The sequence below is a fragment of the Kosakonia sp. MUSA4 genome (assembly GCF_013085925.1).
GTDB classification, from domain to species: Bacteria; Pseudomonadota; Gammaproteobacteria; order Enterobacterales; family Enterobacteriaceae; genus Kosakonia; species Kosakonia sacchari_B.
This window is the reverse complement of the sequence record NZ_CP025697.1, coordinates 1964397-1989341: the sequence shown is the minus strand read 5'-3', so window position 1 is coordinate 1989341 and position 24945 is coordinate 1964397. Positions and strand designations below refer to the sequence as shown.

Sequence of the window (24945 nt, the reverse complement as noted above, 5' to 3'; positions counted from 1 at the left end):
GAACATGCGCCTCGTCCAGTACCTCACCTTCGATCGCTTCACCGTCGTCAGTTATCAAAGCCGATCCCAGCAACCTCGCAAATCGGCTGCATACGGCGAATGTAATCAGCAGCGTGCAGCCTTGCTGAGGTCGGGGCCAGTTTCGATTATTGCTTATCCATAAGTTAATCAAGTGTTACCGGTGACTTTCTTTTTTTATGCATAAAGATCAGTTAGAAGCACCAATATGCTTAATGACCGGTAAGAAATCATTTATAGTGTGCCCTATCGTTCTGGTGGTGATTGGCTGCTATGCGGAGCATGCAAAGCTTATTGTGACCATCAAGAAACGTGATTATTTTTTGCGCAATTTGCACTTTTTTTGAACTCATTGGTTATGAACGAGTAAGGGTGTTTATGAAAGGCAAAATAATGTCTATACATTACCTGCGCGGTATAGCAGGCCTGGCAGTTGTTTTGTTTCACTTTAGGGGATACTTAAATGGAGTTTATTCACAAAAAGATTTAGGGTTAATACTGTTTAACTCAGGTGCATTTGGTGTTGATTTATTTTTCATGATAAGCGGCTTTATAATCGCCCTTTCCACAAAGAACAATACATCTAAAATAGCATTTGCCATAAGGAGATTTTTCAGAATATATCCTTGTTTTATTATTATCTTTACCATTGGTGCATTGTTAGTCTATAGATTCGACCCGTCCGAAAACCTTCTCAGAGCTTTATTCTTTCTTCATCGTGATTACACAAATGTAGCGCCAGGATTTGGTTACAACGTTTTAGGTCCGGCATGGACACTTACGTACGAGATTTATTTTTATACAACATTCGTAATAGCAATGTCAGTAAGTCAAAAATATAGAACCTTAATATCTTCATTGTTAATTTTAGTTCCGATGTTTGTAATTCAGTTGCATTATAATGGACACATTTCTTTATCAGGTGTCGCATCTGCAAATGTTCCGGTTGACAACCCTGCATTCGCACTACTGCGATTTATGTCATCACCAATACTCGCTGAATTTGTCGTGGGTATGCTATTCTATGAATTATTCAATAAAGATAAATTTACTATTGACGTAAAAGTTGCAAAATTCATATTCTTCGTGTGCTGTGGCTTTTTTATAACATATTATTTCAGCGGTCACCTTTTTGGCTTTGGATTAAAGCGAGCAGGTTTAATTTCTTTCGCTTTGCTTCTCGGCTTTATTATTTATGATAATAGCGTTGGGTTTAAAGAAAACAACACACTAAACTTCCTAGGTGACATTTCATTTTCAATATACATATCGCATTATATGTTTATTAATTTACTAAATTTCTATAAACCTGGCTTTTATGTACATGAAATTGGTCTGGCAAGATTATTCATGATGCTCACAATAACAATTTCAGCAGGAACAATACTACATTTTTATATTGAAAAACCATTCATTTCCTTTGGTAAAAAAATTGAAAACAACCTTCGTAGGAGAAATATAAAAAATGAATATACTGCATGACACCCCCGCCATAAAGCGCGGGGCGGCTTAAAATGGTGTATTATCCGGAAGGTAGAATAATATAGAGCTACCGAGCAGGGTGATACACAAAAACCACAGTATTAGCATTTTACTCAGCCAAAAGCCAGATAATGCCCGGCGCATTGGACATATCAACCGTGTTCACTGCGTCGATGGAATCCAGCACGGCATTCAGTTTTGTCGCTTCCGCTTCTGTCTGCGCTCTGCCAGCTTGCAATTTTCGCTGAATGAGCTGATGGACCGCGTTGCCGGTCAATGAGTTGCTGGCGTGCAGCACAGCGGAGGCAACCTCCTGCTCTTTTCCCTGAAAATAGGGTCAGTCTAAAGCAAAACATGCATTAACGCTGAGAGGGGCTTTCCTGAATTCGCATCATCAATAGCATACTGCACACAACCGGAAATTTTCATTTTTTCCCATTATGACCAAGTCGCTCTGTAAGACACAGGCATACAAGTTTTGATAACCAGTAGCGAAATTACCATAAAAAACGGAAACCAACTGGCTCCCGTTCTTGCTTAACCCACAACGCGGATTACATGTTCGCGATAATCGCGTCGCCAAACTCTGAGCATTTCAGCATATTCAGACGTTCGAAATCGTAGGTCACGGTTTTGGCGTCGATCGCGCCGCTCATGACTTTCACGAACAGATTAACTACTTCAACCCAGCCCATATGGTGTAGCAGTACATAGATAATTTAGATACACGGTAGCTTCGATCAAGCGAAACGAGAGACTTTATTGTAAAGTCAAATAGATCAACGGAAGCAAAGTATGACAACGCATGCTTTGCCCGTTAACTATTACTTCACACCAATACCATTAAGTTTATTGTATGCAATAGGTAATGTTTTCTTCATCGCATGCATAACGAATAATGAAATTATGAAAGCAAATATCAGATTAACCAATGAGATATTGATGCCATGCCTATTTAAATACGGAACCATAAAGAAAAGAACAAATGGATGTATAAGATAGATGCCAAGAGAATAATCTCTCCCTGATTTAGAAAGAACCCCTTCATGGCTATTGGTGTTTATACAGATTGAAAGGAGAGCAATTGCGGAGAAGACACTAAAAAATGGGAACTGACGCGGTAGGGTTTGAGCTTCAGAAAATAACTTAAGAACAGGAACCTCTATAACCATGAGAGACACCCCCATAATTAACGCAATCCATGAATATTTTTTACCGATAATTTTTAGCGGATTATTAATCGATAATAAGTATCCGATATATACAAGAGAAATACCGTGAAGCGTCCTTAAAAAGTAAAATGCTTCGTTTTTGTTCTTCAGCAAACCAAACGCCTGACCTATGTCACTCATCCAGTACGCTATTAAGATAGCAACAGAAATTGTTAGCCCTGTTGACATTTTAGTATTTTTAACAAAATAATTAGTTATTAAAACACCAAGCATGAGGGATGGCAAAAACCACAAATGGAAGAATGTTCCAGATCTCAAAGTTGTGAAAGAGGCCAGGAGCGCAATTGATTTATAAAAACTGTATCCATTTGAAATAAAAATTACTGGAATGTAGATCAGGGACGAATAAAAAAGAATCCCAAACAACCTGTTTATCTTGTGTGATATATTTAATTCGCCTCCGTGTCCCATTAAATAGCCTGACACTAAAAAAAGAATGGAACAGCCCATCGTGAAGACGCCTGAAACATATCTGCATGCGCAAGAGTCATTTCTGGAAAGTTTCCTGAATGAACAGCAATAATAAAAAAACTAGCAACCAACCTTGCCAAATCTAATGTATTATTTCTCATGAGTAATAAGCCCAACTTTTCGCATCATTAAAGAATACCACGCCATCGTGCTGGTTATCTACCAATACGTTGTTCTGGTTTGGTTAACTACTATTTAATTTCAGTTAAGTCACTAATTCTAAGTAGTCTGACAATTATAGATGCTTAATTTTTCAACGTGGTATTTCCAGCCAACTGATACCTTTTATATCAGTTGCATCGACACGCTCAAGAGCATCAAGATAATCCAGCCACTCAATAAATCGCGCTTTATCAGTTTCGCTAAGTCTCCCAAGCGCTAGCTTTGATGACCATTGCTTGTCGCTTATATCGGTGTTCACGGTATTTATTTTGATACTTTTTTGAATCGCCACGGATAATCCAGACACTTCCGAGCCGTCTACCGGGGTGGGGTCAGTCCATAAATGACTCTGAGGTGTCTGTTAAACCTGTGGCGATTCAAATTCATTGACAACAACTTTTAAAAGGCACGAGATAAGTGCGGGCTGCATGGAATAAAGGGTCAGCCCCAACATTTCATGAGTAGCGTTCTCTTTCCGAAAGGTTATATAGAGACCAAGGTCTGGATACGCAGAAATTGTTGGGACATAAATCCAGGAAAATGACCGATAAATATAACGATGATCGCGGCAAAGACTGGGCAATTGTCAGCTCAAAAACAGGTTAATTTTCATCCGGTTTTGGGGAAAGTTTTGGGGAAGAATTTTTGCGGGCAGAAAAAAACGGGAACCCTCAGGCTCCCGTTTTTATTTAACCCAGAAACTGGATTACATGTTCGCGATAATCGCGTCGCCAAACTCTGAACATTTCAGCAGCTTAGCGCCTTCCATCAGACGTTCAAAATCATAGGTCACGGTTTTGGCGTTAATCGCGCCGCTCATGCCTTTCACGATCAGGTCAGCCGCTTCAACCCAGCCCATGTGGCGCAGCATCATCTCAGCGGAAAGGATCACCGAACCCGGGTTCACTTTGTCCTGGCCGGCATATTTCGGTGCCGTGCCGTGAGTCGCTTCGAACAGTGCGCATTCGTCACCGATGTTCGCGCCAGGCGCGATACCGATACCACCAACCTGAGCAGCCAGGGCGTCAGAGATGTAGTCACCGTTCAGGTTCATACAGGCGATAACGTCATATTCAGCCGGACGCAGCAGGATCTGTTGCAGGAACGCATCCGCGATCACATCTTTCACGATGATCTCTTTGCCGGTTTTCGGGTTCTTGATTTTCTGCCACGGGCCGCCGTCGATCAGTTCGCCACCGAACTCTTCGCGAGCCAGCTGGTAACCCCAGTCTTTGAACGCGCCTTCGGTGAACTTCATGATGTTACCTTTGTGAACCAGCGTCACGGAATCTCGGTCGTTGGCGATCGCGTATTCAATCGCAGCGCGCACCAGACGCTTGGTGCCTTCTTCGGAGCACGGCTTGATGCCAATACCGCAATGTTCCGGGAAGCGAATTTTCTTCACGCCCATCTCTTCGCGCAGGAATTTGATCACTTTTTCTGCATCAGCAGAGTCCGCTTTCCATTCGATACCGGCGTAAATGTCTTCAGAGTTTTCGCGGAAGATGACCATATCAGTCAGTTCCGGGTGTTTAACCGGGCTTGGGGTGCCCTGGTAGTAACGAACCGGGCGCAGGCAGATGTAAAGATCCAGCTCCTGGCGCAGCGCAACGTTCAGGGAACGGATGCCGCCGCCAACTGGCGTGGTCAGAGGGCCTTTAATCGCAACGCGGTATTCACGAATCAGATCAAGCGTTTCAGGCGGCAGCCAGACGTCCTGGCCATAAATGTGGGTCGATTTCTCACCGGTATAAATTTCCATCCAGGAAATTTTACGCTCGCCTTTGTAGGCTTTCTCCACGGCGGCATCCACCACTTTCAGCATCGGCGGGGTCACGTCAACACCGATACCGTCACCTTCAATGAACGGGATAATCGGGTTATTCGGAACGTTGAGCTTGCCATTTTGCAGGGTGATCTTTTTACCTTCCGCCGGAACAACTACTTTGCTTTCCATTCACCTCTCCTTCGAGCGCTTCTGGTTGTTTGCTCGCTGACTTCATGCCGGGGCGCTCAGACTTCGTCCGTTCACCTGTTATCTGAATCACACAGAGCAAACCGTTTTTTGTTAATGAATTGTAATGAGCCCATCAATACTAACCGATACTCAGGCTCCATGAAAGGCAATCGTTATTCCGCTATAATGCGGCAATTGATAACTACTGAAAATACCATGAAGAAAACTTCTTTTAGAAATCACCGGGTTGAGCGATTCAGCTCGCGACAAGCGTCTAAACCTTCCGGGCAAAGCCAACCAAAACGCGTCATTTTGTTCAATAAACCCTACGATGTTTTGCCACAGTTTACCGACGAAGCCGGACGCAGCACGCTGAAAGATTTTATTCCAGTGCAGGGCGTGTATGCCGCCGGTCGTCTTGACCGCGACAGCGAAGGGCTGCTGGTGCTGACCAACGATGGCGCGCTGCAGGCGAGCCTTACCCAGCCCGGCAAACGTACCGGCAAAATTTATTACGTGCAGGTGGAAGGCGAACCGACTGACGAAGCCATCACCGCGCTGCGCAGCGGCGTCACTCTCAATGACGGCCCAACCCTGCCCGCAGGTATTGAGCGGGTCAATGAGCCAGACTGGTTATGGCCGCGCAATCCGCCGATCCGCGAGCGCAAATCGATCCCCACCGCATGGCTAAAAATCACGCTGTACGAAGGCCGCAATCGCCAGGTACGCCGCATGACTGCCCATGTTGGGTTTCCCACCCTGCGTCTCATCCGCTACGCTATGGGGAATTACACGCTGGATAACCTCGCCAACGGCGAGTGGCGTGACGCTTACCAGGGAGCCAGCCATGTTTAAACCGCATGTTACCGTCGCCAGCGTGGTTCACGCCTCCGGCAAATTCCTCGTTGTAGAAGAGACCATCAACGGCAAAGCATTATGGAACCAGCCTGCTGGCCATCTTGAAGCCGATGAAACCCTCGTGCAGGCGGCAAAACGCGAGCTGTGGGAAGAGACCGGGATCCGCGCCGAACCGCAGCAGTTTATCCGCATGCACCACTGGATCGCCCCGGACAAAACCCCGTTTCTGCGTTTTCTGTTTGCCATAGAGCTTGACGAAATGTGCGCCACCGAGCCGCACGACAACGATATCGATCGCTGCCTGTGGGTGACTGCCGAAGAGATTTTGCAGGCGCCCAATTTGCGCTCGCCGCTGGTCGCGGAAAGCATTCGTAGCTGGCAGCGCGGGGAGCGCTATCCGCTGGCGTTAGTCGGCGAATTTAACTGGCCGTTCACCGTGTAAATGGCCGTTGTGTGCCTTATCGCAACACATTCACAACATGAATGGGCACAAAGGGATGCCTGCGCTGTCAGCCCGTGATAGAATACGCCGCCCTGAAGTTCTTAGTCGTGAGTATTCTATGTCTGATAGCCCAAAAAAAGTGATCGTCGGCATGTCCGGCGGTGTCGACTCTTCCGTTTCCGCTTACCTGTTGCAGCAACAAGGTTATAAGGTGGAAGGCCTGTTCATGAAGAACTGGGAAGAGGATGACGGCGAGGAATACTGCACCGCGGCGGCGGATCTGGCCGACGCGCAGGCCGTTTGCGACAAGCTCGGCATTGAGCTTCACACCGTTAACTTTGCCGCAGAATACTGGGACAACGTGTTCGAACATTTTCTGGCTGAATACAAAGCCGGACGCACGCCGAACCCGGATATTCTCTGCAATAAAGAGATCAAATTTAAAGCCTTCCTGGAGTTTGCCGCCGAAGATCTGGGTGCAGACTACATTGCCACCGGCCACTATGTGCGCCGCGCCGACGTTGACGGCAAAAGTCGCCTGCTGCGCGGCCTTGATGGCAACAAGGATCAGAGCTACTTCCTGTATACGCTGGGCCATGAGCAAATCGCCCAGAGTCTGTTCCCGGTCGGCGAGCTGGAAAAACCGCAGGTGCGTAAAATCGCCGAAGAGCTCGGTCTGGCCACCGCGAAGAAAAAAGACTCTACCGGCATCTGCTTTATCGGCGAGCGTAAATTCCGCGAATTCCTCGGCCGTTACCTGCCTGCCCAGCCGGGCAAAATCCTCACCGTTGACGGTGAAGAGATTGGCGAGCATCAGGGGCTGATGTACCACACCCTCGGCCAGCGCAAAGGCTTGGGGATCGGCGGCACCAAAGAAGGTAGCGAAGAGCCGTGGTACGTGGTTGATAAAGACGTGGAAAACAATATCCTCATCGTCGCGCAGGGTCACGAACATCCGCGTCTGATGTCCGTTGGGCTGATTGCCCAGCAGTTGCACTGGGTCAATCGCGAACCGCTGCAAGGGACGCTGCGCTGCACGGTGAAAACCCGCTACCGTCAGGAAGATATTCCCTGCACCGTCACCGTGCTGGACGACGAGCGCATTGAAGTGCGTTTTGATGCGCCGGTTGCGGCCGTCACACCGGGGCAATCCGCTGTCTTTTATCTCGGCGAAGTCTGCCTCGGCGGCGGCATTATTGAGCAGCGCCTGCCGCTGCCCCTTTAACGAATTAGCGAAATACTGGACTGGCGAAAGCCCGCGCAGCAGTTAACGATGCGGGCAGTGGAAGGAGTGAGTGTGGCGAAGAACTATTACGATATTACCCTCGCGCTGGCAGGCATTTGCCAGTCCGCACGGCTGGTGCAGCAACTGGCGCACCAGGGGCATTGTGACGCCGACGCGCTGCACGTTTCGCTCAATAGCGTTATCGATCTCAACCCGGACTCCACGCTCAGCGTGTTCGGCGGCAGTGAAACCAACCTGCGTACCGGGCTGGAAACGCTGCTTGGCGTGCTGAACGCCAGCAGTCGCCAGGGCCTGAATGGTGAATTAACCCGCTACACTCTTTCTATGATGGTGCTGGAGCGTAAACTTGCTGGCAGCAAAGGGGCAATGGAGACGCTCGGTAACCGCATCGCCGGGTTACAGCGCCAGCTTGAGCACTTCGATCTGCAATCGGAGACGCTGCTCAGCGCGATGGCCGGTATTTATGTTGACGTTATCAGCCCGTTGGGGCCGCGCATTCAGGTCACCGGCTCGCCCGCCGTGCTGCAAAGCCCGCAGGTGCAGGCAAAAGTACGCGCCACGCTGCTCGCCGGGATCCGCGCCGCCGTGCTGTGGCATCAGGTCGGCGGGGGCCGCCTGCAATTGATGTTTTCCCGAAATCGCCTGTCGACACAGGCCAAACAAATTCTCGCTCATTGTTAACCTCCCGGAGTTGTGACTTATGGAATTATCCTCACTGACCGCCGTTTCCCCTGTCGATGGACGCTACGGCGATAAAGTCAGCGCACTGCGCGAGATCTTCAGCGAATTCGGTTTGCTGAAATTTCGTGTTCAGGTTGAAGTACGCTGGCTGCAAAAACTGGCGGCGCACGCGGCGATCAAGGAAGTTCCTGCTTTTGCTGCCCACGCAAACGGTTACCTCGATAAAATCGTCGAAGACTTCAGTGAAGAAGATGCTGCCCGCATTAAAACTATCGAGCGCACCACCAACCACGATGTCAAAGCGGTCGAATATTTTCTGAAAGAGAAAGTGGCCGATATCGCCGAACTGCACGCGGTATCTGAATTTATCCACTTTGCCTGTACCTCGGAAGATATCAACAACCTCTCCCACGCGCTGATGCTGAAAACCGCCCGTGACGAAGTGATCCTGCCTTACTGGCGCAAGATCATCGACGCGGTAAAAGATCTGGCGGTGCAGTACCGTGATATTCCGCTGCTCTCGCGCACCCACGGCCAGCCGGCAACGCCGTCCACCATGGGTAAAGAGATGGCCAACGTCGCTTACCGTATGGAGCGTCAATTCCGCCAGCTGAACCAGGTGGAAATTCTCGGCAAAATCAACGGCGCGGTAGGTAACTACAACGCACACATCGCCGCCTATCCGGAAGTGGACTGGCATCAGTTCAGCGAAGAGTTCGTGACCTCGCTCGGGATCCAGTGGAACCCGTACACCACGCAGATTGAGCCGCATGATTATATCGCTGAGCTGTTTGACTGCATGGCGCGCTTCAACACCATCCTGATCGACTTCGACCGTGATATCTGGGGCTACGTTGCGCTGAACCACTTCAAGCAGAAAACCATTGCCGGTGAAATTGGTTCCTCCACCATGCCGCACAAAGTTAACCCGATCGACTTTGAGAACTCCGAAGGTAACCTCGGCCTGTCAAACGCGGTGTTGCAGCATCTGGCAAGCAAACTGCCGGTTTCCCGCTGGCAGCGCGATCTGACCGACTCAACGGTACTGCGTAATCTCGGCGTTGGCGTTGGCTACGCGCTGATCGCTTACCAGTCAACGCTGAAAGGCGTGAGTAAACTGGAAGTGAACCGCGATCGTCTGCTCGACGAACTCGATCACAACTGGGAAGTGCTGGCCGAGCCGATCCAGACCGTGATGCGCCGTTACGGCATCGAAAAACCGTACGAGAAGTTAAAAGAACTGACCCGCGGCAAACGCGTTGACGCCGAAGGGATGAAGCAGTTTATCGATAGCCTGGCGCTGCCGGACGACGAAAAAGCGCGTCTGAAAGCGATGACGCCGGCCAACTATATCGGTCGTGCCATCACCATGGTTGATGAATTAAAGTAATCCGCTGTTCTACCTGCCAACCCTCTTTTCCCTGAAAAGAGGGTTTCTTCCCTCCTGGTTTAATAAATGTTTATCCCCACCGCCTGACAATCAGCGTTAAACTATTTGTATCAAAAATATATGGAGAGTTCTGACGATGCGCGTTCTCGTTGTGGAAGATAATGCTCTGCTGCGCCACCACTTAAAAGTTCAGTTACAGGAACTGGGACATCAGGTTGACGCGGCGGAAGATGCAAAGGAAGCGGATTACTTTCTGAACGAACATCTGCCGGACATCGCCATTGTCGATCTCGGTCTACCGGATGAAGATGGCCTGTCACTGATCCGCCGCTGGCGCAGCCATGACGTTTCGCTGCCGGTGTTGGTTCTGACCGCCCGCGAAGGCTGGCAGGATAAAGTCGAAGTGCTGAGCGCGGGCGCCGACGACTACGTCACCAAACCCTTCCATATTGAAGAAGTGGTCGCGCGCATTCAGGCGCTGATGCGCCGTAACAGCGGCCTGGCCTCGCAACTGATCTCGATGCCGCCTTTCCAGGTCGATCTTTCACGCCGGGAATTATCCGTGAATGATGAAGTGGTGAAACTCACCGCCTTTGAATACACCATTATGGAAACGCTGATCCGCAACAGCGGCAAAGTGGTCAGCAAAGATTCGTTGATGTTGCAGCTTTATCCCGATGCAGAACTGCGCGAAAGCCACACCATCGACGTGTTGATGGGCCGGTTACGTAAAAAAATCCAGGCGCAGTATCCCAGTGACGTCATCACCACGGTACGCGGTCAGGGTTATTTATTTGAATTGCCGAAATGAGGCGCCTGTTGCGACACATCATGCCGCTGTCATTGCGGGTTCGCTTTTTACTCGCCACAGCAGCGGTAGTGATGGTGCTCTCGCTGGCGTATGGCGTGGTGGCGCTGGTGGGTTACAGCGTCAGTTTTGATAAAACCACCTTCCGTCTGCTGCGTGGCGAAAGTAACCTCTTTTACACCCTGGCGAAGTGGGAAAATAACCAGCTCAGGGTTGAGTTGCCGGAAAATCTTAACCTGCAAAGCCCGACAGTGGCGCTTATCTATGATAAGAACAACAACCTGATCTGGTCGCAGAAAGATGTGCCATGGTTGCAGAAAATGATCGAGCCGGACTGGCTAACGGCCAACGGTTTCCACGAAATTGAAGCCGATGTCGATGCCAGCAGCTCGCTGGTGGATGACGACCATTCCATCGCGGAAGAGCTGAAAGAGATCCGCAACGACGACAGCAACTCGGAAATGACCCACTCCGTGGCAGTGAATATTTACCCCGCCACGGCGCGCATGCCGCAACTGACCATTGTGGTTGTCGATACCATTCCTATCGAGCTTAAACGTTCCAATATGGTCTGGAACTGGTTTATCTATGTACTGGCCGCCAACCTGCTGCTGGTGGTGCCATTGCTGTGGATGGCGGCATGGTGGAGCCTGCGGCCGATTGAAGATCTGGCGCGGGAAGTGCGCGAGCTGGAAGAGCATCACCGCGAGCAACTCAACCCGGAAACCACCCGCGAGCTGACCAGCCTGGTGAGCAACCTGAACCGGCTATTGAAAAGTGAGCGCGATCGCTACGACAAATACCGCACGACGCTGACCGACCTCACCCACAGCCTGAAAACACCGCTGGCGGTGTTGCAGAGCACATTACGATCGCTGCGCGGCGAGAAGATGAGCCTTAGTGAAGCAGAACCCTTAATGCTGGAGCAGATCAGCCGTATTTCGCAGCAAATTGGCTACTATCTGCATCGGGCGACAATGCGCGGCAGCAGCGGCTTGTTGAGCCGCGAACTGCATCCCATTGCACCGTTGCTTGATAACCTCACCTCGGCGCTGAACAAGGTTTACCAACGCAAAGGGGTGAATATCACGCTCGACATCTCGCCGGAAATCAGCTTTGTCGGCGAGCAGAATGATTTTATGGAAGTGATGGGTAATTTGCTGGATAACGCCTGCAAATATTGCCTTGAATTTGTTGAAGTTTCCGCCCGGCAAACCGACGATACGCTGCATATTGTGGTTGAAGACGATGGCCCGGGGATCCCTATCGCTAAACGCGAAGTGGTTTTCGATCGCGGGCAGCGCGCCGATACGCTGCGTCCTGGTCAGGGCGTCGGGCTTTCCGTGGCGCGGGAGATCGTTGACCAGTATGAAGGGCAAATTCTGACTGGCGAGAGCCTGCTTGGCGGGGCCAGAATGGAAGTGATTTTTGGCCGCCAACACACCATCGCCACCAGTGACTGATCGCCATCCCTTACCGATTTGTAAAAAGGGGACGAATTCGTCCCCTTTTTCTTGTTATCTCACCCTGTTACGCAGACAAAATAGCGCATCAGCATTACTATAATCCTTTATTCAGCCACTGATTATTTGCCGGAAACGCATATGGAATATCACGTAGAGATAAACTGGCCAGACTTTATTCAACGCTACTGGCAAAAACGCCCGGTAGTGCTGAAACGTGGAATTAAAAATTTCGTCGATCCCATCAGCCCTGATGAACTGGCCGGGCTGGCAATGGAAAATGAAGTGGACAGCCGGCTGGTCAGCCATCTTGATGGCAAATGGCAGGTCGGACATGGGCCGTTCCAGAGCTATGATCATCTGAGCGAAAACAACTGGTCGCTGCTGGTGCAGGCGGTTAACCACTGGCATCAGCCTGCCGCCGCATTGATGCGTCCGTTCCGCGCCCTGCCCGACTGGCGTACCGACGATCTGATGATCTCTTTCTCCGTGCCGGGCGGCGGCGTAGGCCCGCACCTCGACCAGTATGATGTGTTTATTATTCAGGGCACTGGCCGTCGCCGCTGGCGCGTGGGCGAAAAGACGTCGCTCAAGCAGCACTGCCCGCACCCGGATTTGCTTCAGGTCGATCCATTCGAGGCGATTATCGATGAAGAGCTGGAGCCGGGCGATATTCTCTACATTCCGCCGGGATTCCCGCATGAAGGTTATTCGCTGGAAAACTCGCTGAACTATTCGGTCGGTTTTCGCGCGCCAAGCGGCCGCGAATTGATCAGCGGTTTTGCCGATTACGTTTTACAGCGTGAATTAGGCAGCCAGCGTTACAGCGATCCGGACGTGCCGCAGCGTGCGCATCCGGCGGATATTCTGCCGGAAGAAGTGGATAAACTGCGAGAGATGATGCTGAACCTGATCAACCAGCCCGCACAGTTCAACGACTGGCTGGGCGAGTTTATCTCCCAGTCGCGCCATGAGCTGGATGTCGCGCCGCCGGAACCGCCGTATCAGCCGGATGAAATCTATGATGCGCTGCAACAGGGCGACAAGCTGGTGCGTCTGGGCGGCCTGCGCGTGCTGCGTATTGGCGAAGATGTCTTCGTTAACGGTGAGAAAGTGGATACGCCGCACCGCCCGGCGCTGAATGCGCTGGCGGGCGATGTCGTATTAACCGGAGAGAACTTTGGCGATGCGCTGGAAGACCCATCATTCCTCGCCATGCTCGCCGCGCTGGTCAACAGCGGTTACTGGTTCTTCGAGGATTAATAAAAGCCGGAGGGCGGTTGCGCCTTATCCGGCCTGGAAAATCCGTCAATATCCCGCTACCGGGCAGTTACTGTGTTACTGCCCTTTTGCGGTCAACTCGGCGATACGGACAATCACCCGCACCGCTTTTTCCATCCCTTCCAGCGTCACAAATTCATGCTTGCCGTGGTAGTTATAGCCGCCAGTAAACAGGTTCGGACACAGCAAGCCCATAAAGGAGAGCTGCGCGCCGTCGGTACCGCCGCGAATCGGTTTCATGTCCGGTTCGATGTCGCAGTCGCGCATCGCCTGCTGGGCGACTTCCAGAATATGCGGGAATTCCATCACTTTATCGCGCATGTTGTAGTAGCTGTCTTCAATCGCCAGCTCGATATAGCAATCCGGATGCAGGCCTTTACCCACTTTTTTGGCGATTTCCATCATCTTACGTTTACGCGCTTCGAAGGCTTTACGATCAAAATCACGGATGATGTAGTGCATCTCGGCGCGTTCAACCGTGCCCTTGATGCTGGTCAGATGATAGAAACCCTCATAGCCTTCGGTCTGTTCCGGGCTCTCCTCTTCCGGCACCAGCGCATGGATCTTGCTGGCGAGCGTCAGGGCGTTGACCATCACCCCTTTCGCCGTGCCAGGATGCACGTTGTTGCCGACAATTTTGATATCCACCGACGCGGCGTTGAAGTTCTCATACTCCAGCTCGCCTACGCCGCCGCCATCGACGGTATAGGCCCATTTCGCGCCAAACGCTTCAACGTCAAAATGTTTCGCCCCTTTGCCGACTTCCTCGTCCGGGGTGAAGGCCACGCAGATGTCGCCGTGCGGAATATTTTCCTTTTTCAGCACCGCCAGTGCGGTCATGATTTCCGCGACGCCCGCTTTATCATCCGCGCCGAGCAGCGTTTTGCCGTCGGTGGTAATCAGCGTCTGCCCCAGCAACTGATGCAGCACCGGGAACATCACCGGCGAGAGAATTTCATCGCCGATGCCGAGCGCGATATCGCCGCCGCGATAGTTTTCAAGAATTTGCGGGTTGACGTTTTTCCCGCTGCAATCCGGGGACGTATCGACATGGGAAATAAAACCGATCGCCGGAACCGGCGTCTGCACGTTCGCAGGCAGCTTCGCCATCACCGTGCCTTTGTCGCTTAACGTCACATTTTCCAGCCCCAGCTCTTCCAGTTGGGCCTGAAGTAAACGCAGGAGCTTCCACTGACCGTCCGTACTTGGTACCTGGCGGACGCCGGGCTTAGATTGAGTATCCAGTGAAACGTACTGTAAAAAACGCTCTAATAATTTGTCCATGAAGCCCCCCAACAAAATGTCACAACATTATCAGTAAGCATGAAAAGATAAATATTGCGTCAAGTCACCTTTACCCCGTAAACGAGTATATTTTCAAAATTGCTCTCGCACAGGAAATGTCGTTGAGAAAGCGCCTGCTTGATGAGCAAAAAACTCACAATGATTGGCGATTTCATGGCTTTGCCGTAGAATGCCAGCCCTTAAATCGTGCACAACCTTCAAGGCGGTTAATCACAAACCCCGCATCCAATACGCCATTCGATGCGCAAACACGGGACAGAGTAAAAAATTGAACACACAATCGCGTTCGCCGCTGGTGCAACTGGCCGGTATTGGCAAAAGCTTTGATGGCAAAAATGTCATTACCGATTTTAATCTCACCATCAATAACGGCGAATTTCTCACCCTGCTTGGCCCCTCCGGCTGCGGTAAAACCACCGTTTTGCGCCTGATTGCCGGGCTGGAAAACGTCGATGTCGGTTATATCCGTCTCGATGACCAGGAGATAACGAACGTTCCGGCAGAACACCGCCATGTGAATACCGTTTTTCAAAGCTACGCCCTCTTCCCGCACATGACCGTTTTCGAAAACGTGGCATTCGGTCTGCGAATGCAAAAAACCCCGGCCAGCGAAATCACCCCGCGCGTCACCGAAGCGCTGCGCATGGTGCAGCTTGATGAGTTCGCCCAGCGTAAACCGCATCAGCTCTCCGGTGGCCAGCAGCAGCGCGTCGCAATCGCCCGGGCGGTGGTTAACAAACCGCGCCTGCTACTGCTGGATGAATCCCTCTCTGCGCTCGACTACAAGCTGCGCAAGCAGATGCAGAACGAACTGAAAGCGCTGCAGCGCAAGCTCGGTATTACCTTTGTTTTCGTCACCCACGATCAGGAAGAAGCGCTGACCATGTCCGATCGTATCGTGGTGATGCGCGATGGCCGTATTGAGCAGGACGGCACGCCGCGCGAAATCTACGAAGAGCCGAAAAATCTGTTTGTCGCCAGCTTTATTGGCGAGATCAATATTTTTAACGCCACGGTGCTCGAACGTCTGGATGAGACGCGCGTACGCGCAAGCGTAGAAGGCCGCGAATGTAATATTCATGTCAATTTCGCCGTCGAAAAAGGTCAGCGGCTCAATGTGCTGCTGCGTCCGGAAGATCTGCGCGTGGAAGAGGTTCATGATGTTGCCGACGTGGCAGGTCTGATCGGCTATGTGCGCGAACGCAATTACAAAGGCATGACGCTGGAATCGATGGTCGAGCTGGAGAACGGCAAGATGGTGATGGTCAGCGAATTCTTCAACGAAGACGATCCCGATTTTGACCACTCGCTGGACCAAAAAATGGCCATTAACTGGGTGGAAAGCTGGGAGGTCGTACTGGCTGATGAAGAGTACCAGTAAATTCCAGAACGCGGCGATCATCACCATTGTCGGTTGGCTTGTACTGTTTGTCTTCCTGCCCAATCTGATGATCATCGCCACCAGCTTTTTAACCCGCGATGACGCCCATTTCGTTGCGCTGGTCTTTACGCTGGACAACTACACGCGCCTGTTCGATCCGCTCTATTTAGAGGTACTGCTGCACTCGTTGAATATGGCGCTGATCGCCACGCTCGCTTGCCTGGTGCTCGGCTATCCGTTTGCCTGGTTTCTGGCGAAGCTGCCTGCCAACGTGCGTCCGCTGCTGCTGTTCTTGCTGATTGTCCCCTTCTGGACCAACTCGCTGATTCGCATCTACGGGCTGAAGATTTTCCTCAGCACCAAAGGCTATCTGAATGCGTTCCTGCTGTGGCTCGGCGTTATCGATACGCCGATACGCATTATGTTCACCCCTGGCGCGGTGATTATTGGTCTGGTCTATATTCTGCTGCCGTTTATGGTGATGCCGCTCTACTCCAGCATCGAAAAGCTCGATAAACCCTTGCTGGAAGCGGCGAAAGATCTGGGCGCCAGTAAGCTACAAACCTTTACGCGCATTATCATTCCGCTGACCATGCCGGGGATTATCGCCGGATGTTTGCTGGTAATGCTGCCGGCAATGGGGCTGTTCTACGTCGCGGATCTGATGGGTGGCGCGAAAAACCTGCTGGTCGGCAACGTCATTAAGAGCCAGTTCCTGAATATCCGCGACTGGCCATTTGGTGCGGCAACCAGTATCACCCTGACAATCGTAATGGGGTTGATGCTGCTGGTTTACTGGCGCGCCGCGCGATGGCTGAATAAAAAGGGGGAACTCGAATGATCGGTCGACTGCTGCGCGGCGGCTTTATGACCGCCATTTATGCTTACCTCTATATCCCGATCATTATTTTGATCGTCAATTCCTTTAACAGTTCGCGCTTCGGCATTAACTGGCAGGGCTTCACCTCGCAGTGGTACAGCCTGCTGATAAACAATGACAGTCTGTTGCAGGCGGCGCAACACTCGCTGACCATGGCGGTGCTGTCGGCAACATTCGCCACGCTTATCGGTTCGCTGACCGCTGTCGCGCTTTATCGCTACCGTTTTCGCGGCAAGCCGTTCGTCAGCGGCATGCTGTTCGTGGTGATGATGTCGCCGGATATCGTGATGGCTATCTCCCTGCTGGTGCTGTTTATGCTGCTGGGCATTCAGCTCGGTTTCTGGTCGCTGCTGTTTTCGCATATCACCTTCTGCCTGCCGTTTGTCGTGGTGACGGTGTTTTCACGCCTGAAGGGTTTTGATGTGCGGATGCTGGAAGCGGCCAAAGATCTCGGCGCCAGCGAAATCACCACTCTGCGCAAAATCATTCTGCCGCTGGCGATGCCCGCCGTGGCCGCTGGCTGGTTATTGAGTTTCACGCTGTCGATGGATGATGTGGTGGTCTCTTCCTTCGTGACCGGGCCGGGGTATGAAATTCTGCCGCTGAAGATCTACTCGATGATCAAAGTCGGCGTGTCGCCGGAAGTGAACGCGCTGGCAACGGTTCTGCTGGTTCTGTCGCTGGTGCTGGTCATTGCCAGCCAGTTGATTGCCCGCGATACCACCAAAGCCAGAAGCCTGCCGCGCCAGGCGTAACGAATACCGCCATCCCGGATGCAACAGGGAGAATGGCCAATACAATAGCCTGAAACAGAGGCTCAATCTCAGGGGACGTAATATGAAAAAATGGTCACGCCACCTGCTCGCAGCGGGCGCTCTCGCCCTCGGCATGAGCGCTGCGCACGCGGACGACAACAAAACGCTCTACTTCTACAACTGGACCGAGTATGTGCCGCCAGGCCTGCTGGAACAGTTCACCAAAGAGACCGGCATCAAGGTTATTTATTCGACTTATGAATCGAATGAAACCATGTACGCCAAGCTCAAAACCTATAAAGACGGCGCCTACGATCTGGTGGTGCCGTCCACTTACTTCGTCGATAAAATGCGCAAAGAGGGCATGATTCAGAAGATCGATAAAACGAAGCTGACCAACTTCCATAACCTCGATCCGCAAATGCTCAACAAACCGTTCGATCCGAACAATGATTACTCGATCCCGTATATCTGGGGCGCAACCGCCATTGGTGTTAACAGCGACGCTATCGATCCGAAGAGCGTTACCCGCTGGGCCGATCTGTGGAAACCGGAATACAAAGGCAGCCTGCTGCTGACCGACGATGCGCGCGAAGTGTTCCAGATGGCGCTGCGCAAGCTCGGCTATTCCGGTAACACCACCGATCCGAAAGAGATTGAAGCGGCGTATAAAGAGCTACAAAAACTGATGCCGAATGTGGCCGCCTTCAACTCCGACAACCCGGCAAACCCGTATATGGAAGGGGAAGTGAATCTCGGCATGGTATGGAACGGCTCGGCGTATGTTGCCCGTCAGGCCGGTACGCCGCTGGAAGTGGTATGGCCGCAGGAAGGCGGTATTTTCTGGATGGACAGCCTGTCGATTCCGGCCAATGCGAAAAACGTCGATGGCGCGCTGAAGCTGATCAACTTCCTGCTGCGCCCGGAGATTGCCAGACAGGTGGCGGAAACCATCGGTTACCCAACGCCGAACCTTGCCGCGCGTAAGCTGCTGAAGCCGGAGGTGGCGAACGACAAATCGCTTTACCCGGATGCGGAAACCCTCAGCAAAGGCGAATGGCAAAATGATGTCGGCAGCGCCAGCACCCTTTATGAAGAGTATTACCAGAAGTTAAAAGCCGGACGTTAAGCCGCAAACCGCGGCCCGGAATATGGGCCGCGTCGCGTTACCGGGGGAGCCGAACCGACAGGGTCCGGCTCCTCACGCAGTTAAAAATCGGCATCAATATCGACAACCGAAATCAGCTTATGGTTGACGAACTCTTTAATCCCCAGCCCGGTTAATTCGCGGCCATAGCCGGAACGGCGGACCCCGCCAAACGGGAGATCGGCTTTAACACGCGTTGGATGGTTGATATACACCATGCCAGTAGAGATGCGGCTGGCCAGCGCTTCACCGTGCGCGGTGTCGCGGGTAAAGACAGAACCGCCAAGGCCAAACGGCGAGTCATTGGCAATCCGCACCGCGTCGTCTTCGTTTTTGGCTCTGAAGATCATCGACACGGGGCCGAAGAACTCCATATGGTAGGCCGGATTGTCTGGCGTCACATTGGTCAGGATCGTCGGCTGTACAAATGCCCCGCGTTCCGGGACTTTCGGTCCAACTTCCAGCGCCTGTGCACCATGCGCAATGGCCTGGCTGATTTTCTCTTTCACTTCGTCAGCGGCCTGTTGCGATGAGAGCGGTGCCAGCGTTGTGTTTTCATCCAGCGGATCGCCCGCCCGCAACGCGGCAACACCTTTGATGTAATGGTCAACAAACTGGTCATACACCTCATCAACAACGATCATGCGTTTCGATGAGACGCAAACTTGCCCGCCATTCCAGTGGCGACCAAATACGCCCCACTTCGCCGCTTTTTCGATATCGGCATCGGCCAGCACGATAAACGCATCGGCCCCGCCAAGTTCCAGCGTGGATTTTTTCAGCGCTTTCGCCGCTTGCTGAGCAACGGTTGCGCCCGCGCCCTCAGAACCGGTTAACGCCACACCCTGTACCCGTGGGTCATTAAGGATCAGTTCGATATGGTGACGGGCTGCGTAAAGGTTAATAAATCCGCCATCCGGCAGACCAGCCTCTTTCATCAGGCGTTCAAACCGCGCGGCACTTTGCGGAACATTCGATGCATGTTTTAACAGGATGGTGTTACCGGCGGAGAGTTGAGGAGCAATGATGCGGGCGATTTGATAGTACGGGAAATTCCACGGCTCGATCGCCAGCAGCACACCCAGCGGTTCATGCACAATTTTCGCTGTGGCTTCTTGCGGGTTTGCCACCGGCAGGATCTCCGGCGCCAGAAGTTTTTCGGCATTATGCACGTAGTATTCAAAAATTTGTGCCGACAACTCGACTTCCGCTCGCGCTTCTGAAATCAGCTTGCCCATTTCAAGCGTAAGCAACTGCGCAAATTCATCTTTTTGCTGGCGTAACAGGTTGGCTGCGTTCTGTAAAATCGCGCCGCGCTGTGCAAATGAAACATTTCTCCACTCGCCAAAAGCACGGTGGGATCGTTCTATCGCGCCGTTAACTTCAGTATCGGTGGCATCCGGGAACGTCTTAACGACTTCGCCGGTATACGGGTTTGTTGTGACATATGCCATGCTAAATCTCCTTTATGGGCCGGGAATCCGCGTACGGCTCCCGGTTTTAGCTCGGCCCTTTCTTCTCTGGTGATACTGCGCAGATCGAAATCCGGGCCGATCCGGTTGTTCGCCATGATCGGTGTATCACGGGTATCAACAGAGAAATACTAAGTTTGTCACGCCAGCAGAGAAAGCCAGGAGATTTGTTGGCAACCCTCAGAATATCTGAACATCATGCACGCCGGATGCGCAATGCAGAAAGTGACACTCACTCCTCCGTCACACACAACCTCAGCCGCAGACCGGGTTGCACATTTTCCGCCGTCAGCGACCAGCCATGAGCCACGGCAATTTCCTGGCAGATCGCCAGCCCCAGCCCGGCGCCGCTATCGCGCCGGTGCGCGCCGCGCCAGAAGCGCGTGAACAATAAAGGCAGTTCGTCCCCGGCCACGCCCGGCCCCCAATCGCGAAGCGTGATGGCTTGCGCATGAATTTCTATATGCACGTCGCTCCCCGCAGGTGCATGCTGGATCGCATTTTCCATCAGGTTTTTCAGCAGGGTGAACAACGCGCCGCGATCGGCATTCCACACCACGGCAACATTCCTGAAGCTCAGCGTCAGGTTGACGCGCGCCTCTTCGGCAATGCGTTGCAGAAACCGCGCGCTATCGCGGGCGACGTCCGCCACATCAACCGGCGCGAAGTGGTAACTGAGCGGCTCGCTGGCCTCCGCGAGGATCAGCAGTTGCTGTACCTGGCGGGAAAGATGTTCCACGCGCGCCAACAGCAGTTCACGGGCCTCGGCGCAGTCGCTCATCAACTCCACTTCAGCGCGAATCAGCGTCAGCGGCGTCTTCAGCTCATGAGCAGCCTTCGCCAGAAAATCCTGCTGATTGCGAAACCCCGTCTCCAGCCGGGCCAGCGCCTGGTTAAAACTGTCGATCAGCGGCAAAATCTCCGTGGGAACGCCCGCCGTTGGCAAACGGGCATCCAGCGAACGCGGCGAGATGGTGGCGGCTCCGGCGGATGCCTGTCGCAGCGGTCGCAGCGACCAGGCCAGCGTCACCCAGGCACACAAGCCGAACACCACCAACAGCACCAGACTGAACAGCTCAATACCGAAACGAATAAACGGCAGGGCAAATCCACGGTGCAAGAAATCGATAATCCGCGAACTGGCGCTCACCTGGATAAACCAGCGCTTCCCGTCCCTGAGATAGAGATCGCTGGTACCGTCATAATCCGCGCCCTGCAACTGAAACTTGAAGTCGCCGGCAACCGGCGCAGTCAGTTGTGGTAGCGGCGGCCAGCGCTGCGCGCCCGGCGACATTAATACCACTTTCCCGTCGGCATCCAGCACCCGGTACGCCAGCTCCTCTTCGAGACTGCTGTAGATCCACAGCGGATAATCAACCCCTTCACGAAAACCGATCGGCTGACCATGAGCATCAAATTGCAACTGACGGGCTAACGCGCTGGTGTAATCGGTCAGATCCATTCCCGGCAAACGCTCTTTCACCACCATACCGAGCAGGATCAACAGCGCAATGCTGAGCAGCACGCCGGTGATAAAGGCCAGTAAAATCTTGAACGACAGACTGTTAAAGCGGCTTGTTTTCCCGGATGGCATAGCCCAGCCCCCTGATATTCACAATCTGCAAACGGGAGCCAATCGCCAGCAGTTTGCGGCGCAGGCGATACAAAACAACATCGAGGGCGTTCGGCGTGACGGCATCGCTCAGCCCCCACCCGGCCGCTTCCATACGGTTGCGTCGCACAATACCGCCCTGCTTACGGATCAATGCCAGCATGATCTGTAGCTCGGCGGGAGCCAGCGGAACACTCTGCTGCCCGCAGCACATTACCGCTGATTCCGGCAATAACGTGATATCCCCCCACTCCGGCTTCAGGGTCTGGCTTTCGGCGGGACGACGTAATAATGCCCGCACGCGGGCTACCAGTTCCTCCATGACAAAGGGTTTGGCCAGATAGTCATCGGCTCCGGCCTCCAGCCCTTCGACACGATCGTGCAATGCATCGCGGGCGGTCAGGATCAGGCATGGCGTGACAACCTGCGCCTGGCGCAGGCGCTGCAATAACTGCAAACCGTCGCCATCCGGCAATCCCCGATCGAGCACCAGCCCCTGGTAAGCCACTTGCTGTATGGCGTGCCAGGCGGCATCGCCGCGACCGACAATATCCGTGGCGATCCCGGCGGCGGCCAGCCCTTTACCAATCAGGCGCGCCAGATGGTCATGATCTTCTATTAACAGTATTCGGCTCATCAGAAGTTGTAGAGATAACTCACAAAAAATCGGTTTTCGTTGGTCCTGTCCACCAGCGGGCTATCCTTAATCTCTGAGGCCAGCAGCGTCGTCTGCACATCCACCATTAACATCTGGTGAGTGCTGAACTGCCAGCGGCCATTGAGGCCAATTTCCGTGTTCAGCGCGGCGTCCCCCTGCCAGGCAGGTCGCCAGGCGCGGGCTTCATCGCTGCGCACGCCATAGTAATAATTCACATAATTGCTGTCGTAACGGCTCGCCACAACGCGCGGCGTCAGGGTCACATCGCCCCATTGCCAGCGACGCTCCGCGCCAAGACGCAGGCGTTGCCCGTTGCTGTCACCGGAGATATCGTGCGACCAGTCGGTGAAAATATTCACCAGCGGGTTCTGCCACTCCACTTTGACGCCAGCCCACACGCCGCCTTTGCGCTTATCCATCCCATGCAGAATGTCGGCATCGTCAGAAGCGTAGCCTGCGCCATCATAGCGGGCTATTAGACCGGCATTTAGCCGTTGGGTTTCACTCCACTGCCATGCGGGTAATTTCACTTCGGCGGTGGTGCCTAAAAAGCGGAAATAACGGTTTTCGATATGCAGTACCGGCAAAGGCGTATATTCGCGGTCAATCCCGGTATAGGGTTTTTGCGTACTGGCAACGCCGACGCCCAGCCCCCAGGTGGTGGCGTCATCGGCAAGGGCGGAAAAGGAGAGAAACAGCAAACTGGCAGCAATAATGCGGTGCGGCTCAACAACCATAATGGCGCTCCTGTTGGCAATGGAAGCGCTATCATCAGCGGTGATAACTTACGGGGAACTTACCGGAAAGCGAGTTGTAACTTATTTGTCGGGGAGAAACGAAACGCCCGGCAAGCAAAACGCCGCCGGGCAGGAGTGATTACAGCAGCGCTTTCGCTTTTGCCACCACATTGTCTACGGTGAAACCAAACTCTTCAAACAGCAGCTCTGCCGGAGCCGACTCACCGAAGGTGGTCATGCCCACCACCGCGCCGTTCAGGCCGACGTATTTGTACCAGAAGTCCGCAATACCGGCTTCGATAGCCACGCGGGCAGAAACCGCTTTCGGCAGCACGGATTCACGGTATGCCGCATCCTGTTTGTCGAAGGTGTCGGTCGATGGCATGGAAACCACGCGCGCCTTCACGCCTTCGGCGGTCAGTTTTTCATAAGCAGCAACGGCCAGTTCCACTTCGGAGCCGGTAGCGATCAGGATCAGTTCCGGCTGATCGGCACTCTCTTTCAGCACGTAGGCGCCACGGGCGACATCGGCCAGTTGCTGTGTCGTACGCTCCTGCTGCGCCAGATTCTGGCGGGAGAGGATCAGCGCCGTCGGACCATCTGCACGTTCAACGCCATATTTCCACGCCACTGCAGATTCCACCTGGTCACACGGACGCCAGGTGCTGACGTTCGGGGTCAGGCGCAGGGAAGCCACCTGCTCGACCGGCTGGTGCGTCGGGCCGTCTTCGCCCAGACCGATGGAGTCGTGGGTGTAAACCAGCACCTGACGCTGTTTCATCAGCGCCGCCATACGCACCGCATTACGGGCATATTCAACGAACATCAGGAAGGTTGATGTGTACGGCAGGAAACCGCCATGCAGCGAGATACCGTTGGCAATTGCCGTCATACCGAACTCGCGCACGCCGTAGTGAATGTAGTTACCGGCAGGGTCTTCGTTAATCGCTTTCGAACCGGACCAGAGAGTCAGGTTGGATGGCGCCAGGTCAGCGGAGCCGCCGAGGAATTCAGGCAACAGCGGACCGAAAGCTTCAATGGCATTCTGCGACGCTTTACGGCTGGCGATTTTCGCCGGGTTAGCCTGAAGCTTCCCGACGAACGCCTGCGCTCTGGCATCGAAATCAGACGGCAGTTCGCCCTTCATACGGCGGGTGAACTCCGCGGCCTCCTGCGGGAAGGCTTTGGCGTAAGCGGCAAATTTGTCGTTCCACGCCGCTTCTTTGGCCTGACCGGCTTCTTTCGCATCCCACTGCGCATAGATTTCAGACGGGATTTCAAACGGCGCGTATTTCCAGCCGAGCGCTTCGCGGGTCAGCGCGATTTCAGCATCGCCCAGCGGCGCGCCGTGGGAATCGTGGGTACCGGCTTTGTTCGGCGAACCGAAACCGATGATGGTTTTGCACATCAGCAGCGACGGTTTATCAGTAACAGCACGCGCTTCTTCCACCGCACGTTTGATGGCGTCCGCGTCGTGGCCGTCAATGCCGCGTACCACGTGCCAGCC

At 53.0% G+C, this 24945-nt stretch carries 23 protein-coding genes and 2 pseudogenes; 14 read left to right on the top strand and 11 right to left on the bottom strand.

The window, feature by feature from the left end; all coding sequences use genetic code 11:
- Positions 1-396 precede the first annotated feature (396 nt).
- Entirely contained in the window at positions 397-1500 is a 1104-nt protein-coding gene (locus C0557_RS09370) for an acyltransferase (RefSeq protein ID WP_208658253.1), read from the top strand.
- 109 nt (positions 1501-1609) lie between these two features.
- On the opposite strand, the gene C0557_RS09365 is transcribed toward C0557_RS09370, so the two are convergent.
- The 4 genes and pseudogenes from C0557_RS09365 to C0557_RS09350 all read right to left on the bottom strand — a co-directional run bounded on the left by C0557_RS09365 (position 1610) and on the right by C0557_RS09350 (position 3657).
- Positions 1610-1798 carry a tail fiber assembly protein gene (locus tag C0557_RS09365; RefSeq protein WP_208658252.1) on the bottom strand — a complete coding sequence of 63 codons (189 nt, stop codon included), beginning with the start codon at positions 1796-1798 and terminating at the stop codon, positions 1610-1612.
- Between the two features lie 256 nt (positions 1799-2054).
- Positions 2055-2210 (bottom strand): annotated as a pseudogene (locus tag C0557_RS09360) (NADP-dependent isocitrate dehydrogenase); the annotation flags it as partial.
- 114 nt (positions 2211-2324) lie between these two features.
- Entirely contained in the window at positions 2325-3182 is an 858-nt protein-coding gene (locus C0557_RS09355; RefSeq protein WP_208658250.1) for an acyltransferase family protein, read from the bottom strand.
- Positions 3183-3456: 274 nt separating this feature from the next.
- Entirely contained in the window at positions 3457-3657 is a 201-nt protein-coding gene (locus C0557_RS09350; RefSeq protein WP_074778049.1) for a tail fiber assembly protein, read from the bottom strand.
- 85 nt (positions 3658-3742) lie between these two features.
- On the opposite strand from C0557_RS09350, the pseudogene C0557_RS09345 reads away from it, so the two are divergent.
- Positions 3743-3971 (top strand): annotated as a pseudogene (locus C0557_RS09345) (integrase); the annotation flags it as partial.
- A 100-nt stretch (positions 3972-4071) separates the two neighbouring features.
- Here the strand turns inward: C0557_RS09345 and icd are convergent.
- The gene (gene icd / locus C0557_RS09340; protein ID WP_043953837.1) at positions 4072-5322 is read right to left on the bottom strand and encodes an NADP-dependent isocitrate dehydrogenase; all 1251 of its coding nucleotides are present in this window, start codon (positions 5320-5322) and stop codon (positions 4072-4074) included.
- Between the two features lie 186 nt (positions 5323-5508).
- Here icd and rluE point away from each other — a divergent pair, with 186 nt between their 5' ends.
- From rluE to C0557_RS09300, 8 genes are all read left to right on the top strand, one after another.
- Positions 5509-6177 (top strand): 23S rRNA pseudouridine(2457) synthase RluE, encoded by a 669-nt coding sequence (gene rluE, locus C0557_RS09335; protein WP_072441017.1) that lies wholly within the window; start codon positions 5509-5511, stop codon positions 6175-6177.
- Complete coding sequence (locus tag C0557_RS09330; protein WP_208658249.1) at positions 6170-6622, top strand: NUDIX hydrolase; 453 nt, start codon at positions 6170-6172, stop codon at positions 6620-6622. Before rluE ends, C0557_RS09330 begins: the two co-directional genes overlap by 8 nt.
- Positions 6623-6740: 118 nt before the next feature.
- Entirely contained in the window at positions 6741-7847 is a 1107-nt protein-coding gene (gene mnmA / locus C0557_RS09325; protein ID WP_007374544.1) for a tRNA 2-thiouridine(34) synthase MnmA, read from the top strand.
- A gap of 72 nt (positions 7848-7919) precedes the next feature.
- Positions 7920-8549: a high frequency lysogenization protein HflD gene (hflD, locus tag C0557_RS09320; protein ID WP_208658248.1), complete on the top strand. Its 630-nt coding sequence runs from the start codon at positions 7920-7922 to the stop codon at positions 8547-8549.
- A gap of 19 nt (positions 8550-8568) precedes the next feature.
- A complete protein-coding gene (gene purB / locus C0557_RS09315) occupies positions 8569-9939 on the top strand; it encodes an adenylosuccinate lyase (protein ID WP_208658247.1) in 1371 nt (456 codons plus the stop codon).
- 136 nt (positions 9940-10075) lie between these two features.
- Positions 10076-10750 (top strand): two-component system response regulator PhoP, encoded by a 675-nt coding sequence (phoP, locus tag C0557_RS09310; protein WP_043953843.1) that lies wholly within the window; start codon positions 10076-10078, stop codon positions 10748-10750.
- The gene (phoQ, locus tag C0557_RS09305; RefSeq protein ID WP_208658246.1) at positions 10747-12210 is read left to right on the top strand and encodes a two-component system sensor histidine kinase PhoQ; all 1464 of its coding nucleotides are present in this window, start codon (positions 10747-10749) and stop codon (positions 12208-12210) included. The genes phoP and phoQ overlap by 4 nt, the downstream gene beginning before the upstream one ends.
- A gap of 141 nt (positions 12211-12351) precedes the next feature.
- Positions 12352-13473 carry a cupin domain-containing protein gene (locus C0557_RS09300; RefSeq protein ID WP_074777933.1) on the top strand — a complete coding sequence of 374 codons (1122 nt, stop codon included), beginning with the start codon at positions 12352-12354 and terminating at the stop codon, positions 13471-13473.
- Between the two features lie 75 nt (positions 13474-13548).
- Here the strand turns inward: C0557_RS09300 and pepT are convergent, their stop codons facing one another.
- Positions 13549-14775, bottom strand: coding sequence for a peptidase T (pepT, locus tag C0557_RS09295; protein WP_208658245.1), 1227 nt, complete (start codon positions 14773-14775; stop codon positions 13549-13551).
- Positions 14776-15031: 256 nt separating this feature from the next.
- On the opposite strand from pepT, the gene potA reads away from it, so the two are divergent.
- The 4 genes from potA to potD all read left to right on the top strand — a co-directional run bounded on the left by potA (position 15032) and on the right by potD (position 18941).
- The gene (potA, locus tag C0557_RS09290; protein WP_208662868.1) at positions 15032-16177 is read left to right on the top strand and encodes a spermidine/putrescine ABC transporter ATP-binding protein PotA; all 1146 of its coding nucleotides are present in this window, start codon (positions 15032-15034) and stop codon (positions 16175-16177) included.
- Positions 16161-17018 (top strand): spermidine/putrescine ABC transporter permease PotB, encoded by an 858-nt coding sequence (gene potB / locus C0557_RS09285; protein ID WP_208658244.1) that lies wholly within the window; start codon positions 16161-16163, stop codon positions 17016-17018. Before potA ends, potB begins: the two co-directional genes overlap by 17 nt.
- Complete coding sequence (potC, locus tag C0557_RS09280; protein ID WP_208658243.1) at positions 17015-17812, top strand: spermidine/putrescine ABC transporter permease PotC; 798 nt, start codon at positions 17015-17017, stop codon at positions 17810-17812. Before potB ends, potC begins: the two co-directional genes overlap by 4 nt.
- A gap of 82 nt (positions 17813-17894) precedes the next feature.
- Positions 17895-18941, top strand: coding sequence for a spermidine/putrescine ABC transporter substrate-binding protein PotD (gene potD, locus C0557_RS09275; RefSeq protein ID WP_208658242.1), 1047 nt, complete (start codon positions 17895-17897; stop codon positions 18939-18941).
- 80 nt (positions 18942-19021) lie between these two features.
- Here potD and C0557_RS09270 read toward each other — a convergent pair whose 3' ends face one another.
- From C0557_RS09270 to C0557_RS09250, 5 genes are all read right to left on the bottom strand, one after another.
- A complete protein-coding gene (locus C0557_RS09270) occupies positions 19022-20413 on the bottom strand; it encodes an NAD-dependent succinate-semialdehyde dehydrogenase (protein ID WP_208658241.1) in 1392 nt (463 codons plus the stop codon).
- Between the two features lie 250 nt (positions 20414-20663).
- A complete protein-coding gene (locus C0557_RS09265) occupies positions 20664-22025 on the bottom strand; it encodes an ATP-binding protein (RefSeq protein ID WP_208658240.1) in 1362 nt (453 codons plus the stop codon).
- Positions 21997-22680: a response regulator transcription factor gene (locus tag C0557_RS09260; RefSeq protein ID WP_208658239.1), complete on the bottom strand. Its 684-nt coding sequence runs from the start codon at positions 22678-22680 to the stop codon at positions 21997-21999. The genes C0557_RS09265 and C0557_RS09260 overlap by 29 nt, the downstream gene beginning before the upstream one ends.
- Positions 22680-23438: a MipA/OmpV family protein gene (locus C0557_RS09255; protein WP_208658238.1), complete on the bottom strand. Its 759-nt coding sequence runs from the start codon at positions 23436-23438 to the stop codon at positions 22680-22682. The genes C0557_RS09260 and C0557_RS09255 overlap by 1 nt, the downstream gene beginning before the upstream one ends.
- A gap of 139 nt (positions 23439-23577) precedes the next feature.
- On the bottom strand, positions 23578-24945 hold a 1368-nt coding region (locus C0557_RS09250), incomplete at its 5' end, for a transketolase (protein ID WP_208658237.1).